Raw genomic sequence first — 11502 nt, 5'->3', positions numbered from 1 at the left:
ACTCCACCCCCAAAGCTAAACTTCACCTCTTTCGCGGTAAAAGGCGAGCAAATGAAAATCGCGGCACCTCTGCATCAAATACAGGATATTACCTTGCCGCACGACGCTTACCATTTTTCAGCTGAATTTGCGGTAATGGATTACATAAATCCGAATCGAAGCCTCTACAAATATAAACTAGAGGGCCTAGACGATGACTGGATTGACGGCGGACACACGCCTTCAGCGACCTATACCAATTTGTCGTCCGGCGAATACACTCTAAAAGTTATTGGAGCCAACGCTGACGGGGTCTGGAACAACGAAGGCATCAGTATCGATATCATTGTCAAAGCAGCGCCTTGGGCAACTTGGTGGGCTTATACCTTGTATGCGAGCTTCACAATAGTGGCCCTGTGGCTCTTTAAACGTTATTACGACACTGTCCAACTGCAAATAAAAGCCGTCGCCTTATCCAGAGAAATGGTTGAGGCCACCGAAGGCAATACTGAAACGCTCTACCATCGCATTGAACGATTTAAGCAACTACTCAGTAGTCGAGACGACCTCTTCCAGTCAGTGCTTGCCGAGATCAGTACGCTGTCAAACGAGTCAGAGCAAGCCGGCGAGCCCAACTTCGCTGTAGAGCACCTGATAAAGTGCACAAGCTATTTGCATGAGCGCTTAATCTCGCAGCGTGCCGACGCCAGCTACTACGTCTCAGAGTTAGTTCACCTGGCCTTCGAGCAGTACCACGAGACCAAACCGGCACATCAGCCCAAATATATTCCCTTAGTCGACTTAGATAATAGCGCCCTTGAAGTACATGCCTCGGTCCAACTGTACGCAGTACTGGTCGGAATTCTCGAATGGCTGCCCGACAACTATCTTACACACCAAGTCATAAGCACCGCGGTAAATATCAAGACGCTGAACCAAGCCGACAATAAGTTCGGGCTCCTCATTGCTTTGGGTCACGCGCTAGATACTCCATCAGCGCTGCTCACTGACCGCTTGCTGCAACCGCTTGTGGCTCTGGGCGCATTTTCGGTTGAGGCGGAAGACAGCAATCCCAATCAGCTCGCACTTGTCTGGCCGAAAAGTGATTAAGCGCCGTTAAACACCGGCGTACGTTTGTCTTTTTGAGCGGCCAAGCCTTCTTGCAGATCCGCCGAGTTCCAGCATTGATCAGCGATTGCCTGCGCCCACTCATGATCTAGCCCGCCGTTCATAATTTGATCGACGATTTGCTTCATGCCCTGCACCGACAGGGGTGCATTCGCGGCCAACTGATCGGCATAGCGGTCCACCGTAGACTCGAACTCGGCGGGTAAAACCAAGTGGTCCAAAAAGCCAAGCGACAACAACTCATCGTCTTCCAGCTTCTCGGCAGCCAGTAGCAAACGCTTACTCAAGGTCGGTCCTAATTTGCGTACGAAGGTGCAAATTCCTGAAATCGGGTAGCACAATCCCATCGTAGCCGGTGGCACGCGCAAAATCATACCCGCGCAACCGATTCTAAAATCGCAGCTTAAGGCGAGCTCTGCCCCCCCACCGAATACACTGCCATTAAGTGCCGCTACGGTTGGAATGTTTAAAGAGGAAATAAGATCTGTGACCGCCTGAAAATCGTCACCGGTAATCGCTCCGTTACGCAAATCTACTAAAGAGGCGCCGCCGCAAAAGGTCTTGCCTCCTGCACCCTTGATCACCAGCACTCTGAACTCAGCGTCGTTTGCTACCGCCTTAAGACAGATTGCCAGAGCATCGAGCTCTGTCTTGCCAAGACTGTTGTGTTTCGCAGGATTATTTAGCGTAATTTCCGCAATGCTGCCTCGAACATTAAATTGAATGGTGTCGGTCATAAATGATCCTTAAGAATAATAAATGTGGGGCAATTCACTAATTTGTACTAAAGCTTACCCTAGACAGCGACAAAAAAAATACCTAAAGTTCAGTATGCTGAACCCTAAGTAATCGAGACTGACCTTGCCCAAGAATTCAATTATTAAATCTGCAGCTCTGAGCCAGGGCTCGCCATTTGACAAAACAGCCCAACACGCGGCCAAAAGAGCCGCCATCTTGTCCGAAGCCGCAAAGCTATTCAACTCAAAAGGCGCCCGCGCCACCACGCTGGCTGACGTGGCCGCGACTCTTGGCTTAACAAAGACCAGTCTTTACTACTACGTAAAAACCAAAGAAGACCTGATCTATCAGTGTTATAAGGCCACGCTCGAAGGGGTGCTCAGTACTTTATCAGAAATAGAACAAACTCAAAGCAGCGCCAGCGACCGTATCCGTGCTTACATCAACGCCCATTTCGAAGCAATTCGCTTAGCTAAAGAGGGCAGCGGACATCATGTAGCTGCCCTGCTAGAAATAGCCAGTTTAAAAGAGAAACGTAGATCAGAAATAGAGCATGGCTATATTGCTATGTTCAAAAAACTCAGGGAGTTTATCCAGCAAGGTATTGATGCGGGCGAGTTCAGACAGGTTCGGACTACGACGTCAACGAGAGCCCTGATTGGCGCACTGGATTGGAGTTTTTATTGGCTGGAGCCCGTCCCCAATGATGAGATTCCAGCCTTAGCTGAGGCAGCAGCATCTATCATTTTGTCAGGTGTAGCCGCTGCCCCCTACAGTTACGAACAAATACCCGAACAAAAACTGCAGTCGCCCCCGGTTCAACCAGGTTTTGACCGAGATGCTCAAAACCGCTTAAAGCAAGAAGCTTTTTTTAAGGCGGGTACGCGGTTTTTCAACCGTAAAGGATTTAGCGGCACCTCACTTGATGAAATCGCTGAGTTTTTAAATGTATCTAAAGGTGCGTTTTACTACCACATCAACTCAAAAGATGAATTACTGTATCGCTGCTATGACTACTCTTTAGATCAAATCGAAGCTGCGTATGCTCCCATCGTCGAACGTGATGACATGGGTTTAAACAAAGTCGTCAGCACCTGCCATCAATTGTTCGGTCTGCAGCTCTCTGAGGCGGGCCCGCTTGTGCGCTACAACACGATTACCGCGCTGGCAGAAGAGCACCGTAAACCTATTCTAAGAAGAACAAATAATACCAACCGCATGATGCGCCATTTTTTGGAGCAAGGTATCGAAGATCAAACGATACGCCCTATTAACACCCTGGTCGCAGAGAACTTAATCACCGGAGCACTGAACGCTGCAATGGAATTAAGAGCATGGCGCCCTATCGACAACATTCCCGATACTGCCGTTGAATACTTCGATGCACTAATCAATGGTTTTTTAATCCCACAGGACAACTAATGGACATCGATAAACTTATTGATTACCTGAACGTAGAGCAGATCGACAAATATGTATTTGTTGGGCAAAGCCCGGCCAAACCCTCTCGTATCTTTGGTGGCCAAGTGCTTGCTCAGTGCCTAAACGCTGCCGGACGCACCGTCGACGAAGACCGCCCAGCACACTCCTTGCACGCCTATTTTTTACGCCCAGGTAACCCGCAAAAACAAATATTGTTTGAAGTGGATCCCATCCGGGATGGCGGCAGTTTCACCACAAGACGAATTATCGCCAAGCAAGACGGTATTCCTATTTTTAATATGTCAGCGTCATTTCATAAAATGGAAGAAGGCTTTGAACACCAAATGCCGATGCCGCCAGCGCCAGAGCCCGAGACGGTAGAAACGGACGAGGAATATTGGGAGAAACACGCTGAACGTTTGTCAAACGTGTTACGTCCACCAAACCACTTCCCCATTGAGCGCCGTAACGTGCACCGGCGAGACTACATCAATCCAGAACCAATGGAACCCCATCAGCAGTTCTGGTTTAGGGTACAAAAAGAATTACCCGACGACCATCGCCTACACCAAGTGCTGCTGGCTTACATCTCTGATTACGGTTTATTAGGCACCGCAATGTATCCGCATCCTGCGTCTCCGGCTCAGGATGATGTGCAAGCGGCAAGTCTTGACCATGGCCTCTGGTTCCATCGCCCGTTTAGAGTAGATGACTTTGTGCTGGCGGATCAGGACAGCCCCAGCGCTTTTGGGAATAGAGGGTTCAGTCGGGGCAGCTTCTATAATCGAGATGGCGTCTTAGTCGCCTCTTCGGTGCAAGAAAGTCTAGCCCGAGTACGCCCTAAGAAAGCTTAGTTCACGTGGGTGTCGAGCTCGGCACCCAACCCCACCAATTCCAGTGTTCCGTTATTTAGCCGACAGCGTGTTATGGAGGCGTTATCCGGCCAAAATTGCAGCACCCGATCGTCTTGACGTATGTGGCCGATAATGACGTTCAGTACCATGAAGTGAGTAAAGATCACCGAATGATGGCCCAAGCGATGAACTCCCTCGATAATATTATCGCGCCAGGCGTTCACTACGGGTTCTTTAACCTCGCTCCAGCGACTTCGCATTAAACCCTTTAACCATTCTTGTCGGTTAGCTAAATCGGTAACGCTGGGAACCTCCTGAAAGTTGGCATCGATCATTACAGGTGCGCTGCGCAAATCGGCTAAGGGGGCTGCCGTTTCCTGCGCCCGAAGCTTGGGGCTCGATATAAGCACAAGCTCACTCGGAACAATACCTGTTAGAGTGTACGCTGCATGTTCCGCTTGTTGTTTGCCCAACTCGCTTAGACCGGGATCCGTGTGCTCCCCCCAGCTATGCGCTGCTTCGCCGTGTCGAACAAAAACAACTTCGATCATCGATAAGTCACCAACCGCTCGCCCAAGTTAGCACTAAGCTTATGCAAAATGGAATGGTCATTAAAGTGGCTTAACGAGATTTTATCGCCCGAATAAAAGAACTGCGTAATCGAGCAATTAATCACAGGCTCATAAAACCGATACACCAAATCGGCACCCACACCCAATACGAGGGCAGTAGCAGTCGCTATCGTACCGCCAGAGGTAAAAATACCCACCGTCCTACCCGAGCCTTCGTTGCGCATCACATCGTACAAGCCCGACATCACGCCTTCTGAATACTCTTGCCAGCTCTGTATGCCAGGATAGGGCTCTGCACGTGTAACCCAGTTCGTAAACACCGCTTCGATAATTTTTTGATAATGCTTAGAGTCCTGCATCGCGCTTTCCATTAACCTACTCAGGCGCGGTTCGGATTCTGCCAAAACGGGAAATAAAATCTCGACTTGCTCGTCATTACGAACTTCATCGAAGCGGGGGTCGATGCTGTGCTCTACGGCATTGGGCTGACTTGCCAACACGCGCTGGCAGGTTTCACGCTGACGCGATAGCTGGCCCGAGTAGGCCGCGTCAAACACAACACCCGTATCGCGAAAATACTCGCCCATCAAATCAGCTTGGCGCTGCCCGAGCGTCGAGAGCTGATCATAATTATCTGTACCAAACGACGCCTGGCCGTGGCGAATCATCATAATAGTGGCCACAGTTTTATCCTGTTTTCTTCAATGGATTGAAACGGTATTTACGTCGATAAGGGAAAAAATCTTCGACGTATCCGGAATTAATTTTATCTTGCAGATTTTGCCAGAATTTTGCTTCGTACAAGTCGCTATGCATTTGATCAAAGACTTTACGCGCGCGCTGATTGCCCGAGAAAAATAATCTGAACTCTTCCGGAAAAATATCGTTAGGACCAACCGTATACCACGGTTTACTGGCCATTTCTTCCGCTTCAGTGCGCGGCGCCGGAATCTTGCGAAAATTGCATTCGACCAAGGGGACAATTTCGTCATAATCGTAAAACACAACACGACCATGCCGAGTGACCCCAAAGTTCTTCAACAGCATATCACCTGGGAATATATTGGCCGCCGCAAGCTGTTTGATGGCGTTACCGTATTCATCCATCACGTCATATACTTGTTCGTCCGTTGCGTTTTGCAAATACAGGTTCAAAGGCGTCATGCGGCGCTCGACGTAGACGTGGTCAATGATCAGCGCCGAGCCCTTTTCATGAATGATCGAGGGGGCAACCTCGTACAACTCCTCCATCAACTCATCCGAGAAGCGACTGCGGTCTAACACCAACTGATTAAACTCTTGCGTATCCGCCATGCGGCCTGCGCGATCGGCTCGTTTCACGAAGCGGTACTTGGCTTTTACCTGCTCTCGCGTCATCTCCTTGGGCGGGGTGAAGCGGTCTTTAATAATCTTGAATACGAAATCATAGGACGGCAAGGTAAACACACTCATCACCATGCCTTTGATCCCTGGCGCGATAATGAACTTATCATTGGTCGTCTGCATGTGCCGCGTTGCACATCGGTAATAGTAGGTTTTACCGTGTTTGTTGTAGCCCATGGCGCTGTATATTTCGGAAATAGGCTTAGCCGGCATTAGGTGCTGCAAAAAGCGCACATACTTAGACGGCACGCTGGCGTCCACCATGAAGTACGAACGGGTGAAACTAAAAATCACACTCACCCGATCCGACCCAAACAGTATGGTGTCGACGTAAATTTGGTGTTCTTCAGAGTGCAACAGCGGAATAACGAAAGGCATACTGTCATCGCCCGTCACGATGCGTCCAACGATATACGCGCATTTATTTCTAAAAAAGTGATGCTCTAGCACCTGAACTTCGGTTTGACCTGGCAGTAAAGTGAACTTTGGTGCCAGAAAAGAGCTCAGCAATCGGCTGATCGAGTCCAGATCACGTCCCAAGTCTTCATAGGGGATCGCAAACTCATAGTCTTTCAGCAAAGCTCGAAACGTTACAGACGGATCGTCTTCCCAAGCGTATGAGCGATAAACTCGGGTCATGTCGGACTTTGGCATGTCACCTTGCGTAGAAAACACAAAGGCATGATCGTCTTTGATCAGACGATGCTCAAATACCGAACAATAGACCGAGTTGAAAAAGGTCTCTGCAATTTCAAAATTGCTGTGCCCTTCGATCAAGCCTGAATAATATTGCTTAACAGCGCGCCAAAAAGGGTACTCATTTTTATTGGTACCTGCGATCACATCGACGTAGCGAATGACCTCACCCACTTTTTTCTTGTAGAGATCAATGCGCTCGGTCGAGGCTTTGTGCATACCCAACCAATCCGCTCGTTCAAACCGAGAGCGAGCGGCTAGGGTAATGTTCTGAAATTCAGCGAAATATGCCTCTAAACCATTAAAAATAGCTCGGGCAAATCGTTCTTGGACTTCGGTATCCGGCGTGATATTGGTCTGCATTACAACTCGGGTTTAGGGTAAGCTCGCCGTAATTTTCGCATACCTCCTATCCACCTGTCATAGTTTGCAGTTTTGGCACCACGATATTGGTCCACTTGTGGGTGAGGCAGAATCAAGAATCTCTCCTCTTTTATGCCAGCCACAACGCAATCGGCGACGTGTTGGGGCGTTGCAACACCATCAACACCTGCCACACCACCCGCCTCGACAGTTTGAATCATAGGGGTATCAACGGCTTGAGGGCATAGAACGCTGACTTTAATGCCGTCGTCTCCGTGAGTAATAGCTAAAGACTCAGCAAAACCCACCGCAGCGTGCTTAGTTGTGGAATAGGCCGCATCACCAATTTGGCTCAACAGACCCGCAGCTGAGGCAGTGTTTAAAAAGTAGCCTTGACCACGTTCTATCATGCTCGGCAAACAGGCGCGAGCAGCATAGACATGGGACATCACATGAATGTCCCACATCGCCTGCCAAACACTGTTCGGCGCAGAGGTGGCCCACCACTGTGGACCATCACCCGCAATGATGCCTGCGTTAGAGCAAAACAAGTCAATGCGCCCAAATTGCTCGATGACATCATCAACCATCTTTTCAATTTGGGACTCATCTCGCACATCGACACCAAAGGCGACGCCAGACAGCGAATCCGCAACAGACTGCGCTGCCTCTCGATTCAAATCTGCCACAACGATGGCTTCAGCTCCCTCTGCAGCAAACCGCTCGCATAGAGCTTTGCCAATACCACTGCCACCGCCGGTTACAACAACAACGCTGCCTTTAATATCCATGCGCTGATCTCCTAGCTTGCGTAGCGTACGTCGGTAAACTCAGTCAAGTGATGCATCGCATCACCAAACGCTGTTCCAATCATCATCAAACGCTTGGCGTAGTGACCAATATCGAGTTCATCGGTAATGCCCATGCCACCGTGCATCTGTATCGCTTCGCTGTAAATCAGCTTACCCGCTTTGTCGATCATGATTTTTAGAGCCAATAACGACTCTCGTTTCTCGGGCTTGTCCGCTTCAAAATCGCAAACAGCACGGTAGAGCAGAGATTTCGTTTGCTCGTAAGCCATAAAGGTCTCGACCATGCGGTGTTGCAGCGCCTGGAAAATCGAAATTTTCACACCAAACTGTTCACGAGTTTTGGTGTATTCAACCGTTTTCGAGTTCAACTGCCCCATAATGCCTAAAGCCTCAGCGCTAACCGCCAAGATCGCGTCTTGCGTTACGTCGTTAATGAGATCCCACGCCTCGCCTTCGGCACAAACGGCGTTGCTTGCGGGCACACGCACATTATTAAAGCGAACATTGGCAACCACCTGACCGTCCATCAAACGATACGAGACCAACTCAAGACCCTCGGCATCAGCAGGCACCACGAACAAGGACAAGCCGTCTTTATCAGCCTGGTTTCCACTGGCTCGCGCGGAAACGATGAATTGCCCGGCATTGGCTGCATTGAATACCACCACCTTCTCGCCGTTAATAATACGATCATCACCATCCGCGGCCACTGTCGTCAGAACATCGCTCATCTCGTGACGGCTTTGACGCTCCAGGTACGCAAACGCACCTAAGCAAGAACCATCAATAATGCTTGGGATTAAGGCTTCTTTCAAAGCATCGTTAGAGCCCTTTTGCAGTAAACCACCAAACAGCACAACAGTCGCCAAGTAAGGCTCTAACACCAGGCCTTTACCAAACTCTTCCATCATGACCATGACATCCACTGGACCACCGCCAAAACCACCATATTGTTCTTCAAAAGGCACCGATAACCAGCCCAACTCAGCAAAGGTTTGCCAATTGTCGGGGCTCATACCGCCATCGCTCGCCGCGATCGCTTTGCGAGTCTCCCAGTCGTAATCATCTTGCACGTACTTTGCTACACTGTCGCGCAGCATGCCTTGCTCTTCACTAAAATCAAAATTCATGTATTTACTCCTACCTTACAAGCCAAGCACGGCTTTCGCGATGATGTTTTTCTGTACTTCGTTCGAACCACCGTAAATAGTGGAAGCACGGCCGTACATAAACGACTGACGAGCTTGGGAGCCAAAGGAATGCCCAAGCACTTCGGGGCTAAGATCTGTTGGCAATACGCCCTGATAATAAGCGGCCAAATCCATCATTAGAGTTTGAGTTGCCTGCTGCATCTCGGTGCCTTTGATTTTTAACATTGATGACTCAGGGCCAGGTGCACCCCCGCTCGACAGGCTGGCTAGCACACGCAGTTCCGTATACTCCAAAGCCATTAATTCAATATCGATGTCGGCCAAACGACTTTGAAAGTTGGGATTATCGATCAAAGCCTTACCACCGTTCACTTCGACGGACGCGAGTCGTTTAATTTCAGTCACAGCGCGCTTACAGTCGGCCACGCCGGCAATACCGGTACGTTCATGCTCAAGCAACGATTTCGCAATATGCCAACCGCGGTTCTCTTCGCCGATAAGATTAGCAACAGGAACACGAACGTTGTTGAATTCGACCTCGTTTAAGCTGTGGTGGTTATCGATAGAAACAATAGGGTTCACTTTGATTCCGGGTGTTTTCATATCGATCAGCAGGAAGCTAATACCCTCTTGTTTCTTGCCCTCATTGCTGGTGCGCACCAAACAGAAAATCCACTCAGCGTACTGCGCATAGGTGGTCCAAATTTTTGCGCCATTGACGATATAATCGTCGCCATCGCGCTCTGCTTTCGTCTTTAAGGACGCTAAATCTGAGCCTGAACCTGGCTCAGAGTAACCCTGACACCACCAGTCATCACTGGCTAAGATTCGAGGCAAGAATTGCGCTTTTTGCTCTTCGGTACCAAAGTTGTAGATCACAGGACCCACCATGGTTAATCCAAAGGGGACGTTATCACGAACGCCCGCCGAGGCGCGCTCCGAGTCATAAATGTACTTTTGCGTCGGTGTCCAGCCTGTACCACCGTACTGAACGGGCCAACCGGGAGCAATCCAACCTTTCGCGTGGAGCTTTTTCTGCCATTCAATCACCGCCGCCTTGAAGGTCGCTTTATCCTTCATCCGATCCTGCAGTTCTTGAGTGTATTCATTCTTAAAAAATGCACGCACTTCATCTCTGAAGGCGAGGTCTTCATCTGAAAATCGTGTATCCACGTTAAATCACCTCTTCTTTGTTAATCGGTAAACATTGCTAAGAACTTCAGTAAAGCCGGCAGATCGCTGACACCATCTGTGGCCACCCGTCCGCTGGCCAGAGCCGCGGGTAAAGAGTCGTTTTGAGTCACCAGAGCTACCCAGTCATTGACATTTACGGTGACTCGGACCGCATCTGCTGCAGGTTCATTCAAACGATCGATCAGTAGTATCTGGTTACGCACGGTGAGTAAGAACCGTTTACTTTGATCGGGAAAAACAAATTCGACGCTCGCGCTGACCCCCGCACTTTTGGCCGGGTTCAATGACACGGTCATAAGCTCTAAGACATTTTCGATCGGGAAGGTTTGCGCGTAAGCCAAACGCTCAGCATCTGTCGGCCTTGGTTCAAACACGACCTTTCCCTCCAGCTCTAAAGCTTCGGATAGGTACCAGTTTCTGGCATTTGGGTTGACTTCTACTTCAGCCATAGCCCGCAAAGCAGACGCCTTCAGCTCCCGAGCTCGAGTGTTGCTTGAATCCGCAGTGCACACATAATCGGCTAACTCCGCAGCCCACTGTGGGTCTTGCTTCAAATACCGACTGGCCTCGCTTAACACCGCGTCGACACCACCCATCAAGGCTATCAGACGGGCCGCTTTTGTCCGCTTGGGTGTCGGGAACAAATCTACGCTGTCTCCATCAAACCAACCTAGGTACCCCGAATAGACCGAGCGCGCGGCCCAGTCTACTGTGCCATAAAACGGCTGTAACCAAGGATGTTTGGCAAGGTTTTGTGGCAGCTGAATTCGCTGAACAATTTCATCAGGGCGCAAACCCTCGTTGATCAAACGAATAGTCTGATCGTGCACAAACTGAATAGCATCCGCGTAATCCGTGAGCAACGCGTTAATATTTTCCTCACCGACAACCGGTTCGGTATGGCTTGGCACCATGACTTTAGGGTTAAGCTTGGCCATCGCCCTAACACTCTGAGACCACTTGCGAACATCGCGATACGGGGTTCCTCGAATGGTGTAGAGATTGGGAAAGGCTTTATACACATTATCACCAGGCAAAAGCACCCTAAGGTCTGGGAGCCACACTACAATTTGGTCATCAGTCTCGCCTGGAGCATGAATCAAACTTAACTTAACACCCTCGATGTCCAAATCGAGGCGATCATTAAAGGTCCGATTTGGCGGCAAATAACCCCGTGCCCCCAGTCCATCCTTGGCGCCAATCTGCTTCA

General features: G+C 49.7%; 11 protein-coding genes. 3 read left to right on the top strand and 8 right to left on the bottom strand.

Going from position 1 to position 11502, the window contains the following annotated elements; translation table 11 throughout:
- Positions 1-1089 (top strand): triple tyrosine motif-containing protein (locus ACTF5Z_RS09220; RefSeq protein WP_438985382.1); only part of this gene is annotated, 1089 nt, incomplete at its 5' end.
- Here ACTF5Z_RS09220 and ACTF5Z_RS09215 read toward each other — a convergent pair.
- Positions 1086-1844 carry an enoyl-CoA hydratase-related protein gene (locus tag ACTF5Z_RS09215; RefSeq protein WP_438985381.1) on the bottom strand — a complete coding sequence of 253 codons (759 nt, stop codon included), beginning with the start codon at positions 1842-1844 and terminating at the stop codon, positions 1086-1088. The two genes, ACTF5Z_RS09220 and ACTF5Z_RS09215, sit on opposite strands and share 4 nt — an antisense overlap.
- Before the next feature lie 217 nt (positions 1845-2061).
- Between ACTF5Z_RS09215 and ACTF5Z_RS09210 the strand changes: the two genes are divergently transcribed.
- Together ACTF5Z_RS09210 and ACTF5Z_RS09205 are read left to right on the top strand one after the other, a co-directional pair.
- The gene (locus tag ACTF5Z_RS09210) at positions 2062-3267 is read left to right on the top strand and encodes a TetR/AcrR family transcriptional regulator (protein ID WP_438985380.1); all 1206 of its coding nucleotides are present in this window, start codon (positions 2062-2064) and stop codon (positions 3265-3267) included.
- Positions 3267-4121: an acyl-CoA thioesterase gene (locus ACTF5Z_RS09205; RefSeq protein WP_438985379.1), complete on the top strand. Its 855-nt coding sequence runs from the start codon at positions 3267-3269 to the stop codon at positions 4119-4121. The genes ACTF5Z_RS09210 and ACTF5Z_RS09205 overlap by 1 nt, the downstream gene beginning before the upstream one ends.
- Here the strand turns inward: ACTF5Z_RS09205 and ACTF5Z_RS09200 are convergent.
- The 7 genes from ACTF5Z_RS09200 to ACTF5Z_RS09170 form a co-directional block, all read right to left on the bottom strand.
- Positions 4118-4672, bottom strand: a complete 555-nt coding sequence (locus tag ACTF5Z_RS09200) for a histidine phosphatase family protein (RefSeq protein ID WP_438985378.1) — start codon at positions 4670-4672, stop codon at positions 4118-4120. The two genes, ACTF5Z_RS09205 and ACTF5Z_RS09200, sit on opposite strands and share 4 nt — an antisense overlap.
- Positions 4669-5376, bottom strand: a complete 708-nt coding sequence (locus ACTF5Z_RS09195; RefSeq protein ID WP_438985377.1) for a histidine phosphatase family protein — start codon at positions 5374-5376, stop codon at positions 4669-4671. The genes ACTF5Z_RS09200 and ACTF5Z_RS09195 overlap by 4 nt, the downstream gene beginning before the upstream one ends.
- A gap of 4 nt (positions 5377-5380) precedes the next feature.
- Positions 5381-7135 (bottom strand): bifunctional isocitrate dehydrogenase kinase/phosphatase, encoded by a 1755-nt coding sequence (gene aceK / locus ACTF5Z_RS09190; RefSeq protein WP_438985376.1) that lies wholly within the window; start codon positions 7133-7135, stop codon positions 5381-5383.
- Positions 7135-7926: an SDR family oxidoreductase gene (locus tag ACTF5Z_RS09185; RefSeq protein ID WP_438985375.1), complete on the bottom strand. Its 792-nt coding sequence runs from the start codon at positions 7924-7926 to the stop codon at positions 7135-7137. Before ACTF5Z_RS09185 ends, aceK begins: the two co-directional genes overlap by 1 nt.
- A gap of 11 nt (positions 7927-7937) precedes the next feature.
- The gene (locus tag ACTF5Z_RS09180) at positions 7938-9077 is read right to left on the bottom strand and encodes an acyl-CoA dehydrogenase family protein (protein ID WP_438985374.1); all 1140 of its coding nucleotides are present in this window, start codon (positions 9075-9077) and stop codon (positions 7938-7940) included.
- A gap of 15 nt (positions 9078-9092) precedes the next feature.
- A complete protein-coding gene (locus tag ACTF5Z_RS09175) occupies positions 9093-10271 on the bottom strand; it encodes an acyl-CoA dehydrogenase family protein (RefSeq protein ID WP_438985373.1) in 1179 nt (392 codons plus the stop codon).
- Between the two features lie 20 nt (positions 10272-10291).
- A partial coding sequence (locus tag ACTF5Z_RS09170; protein WP_438985372.1) for an alkyl sulfatase dimerization domain-containing protein occupies positions 10292-11502 on the bottom strand: 1211 nt, incomplete at its 5' end.

Source organism: Aequoribacter sp. (assembly GCF_965659035.1).
In the GTDB taxonomy this organism is placed as follows: Bacteria; Pseudomonadota; Gammaproteobacteria; order Pseudomonadales; family Halieaceae; genus Aequoribacter.
This window is presented reverse-complemented; position numbering and strand designations above follow the sequence as displayed.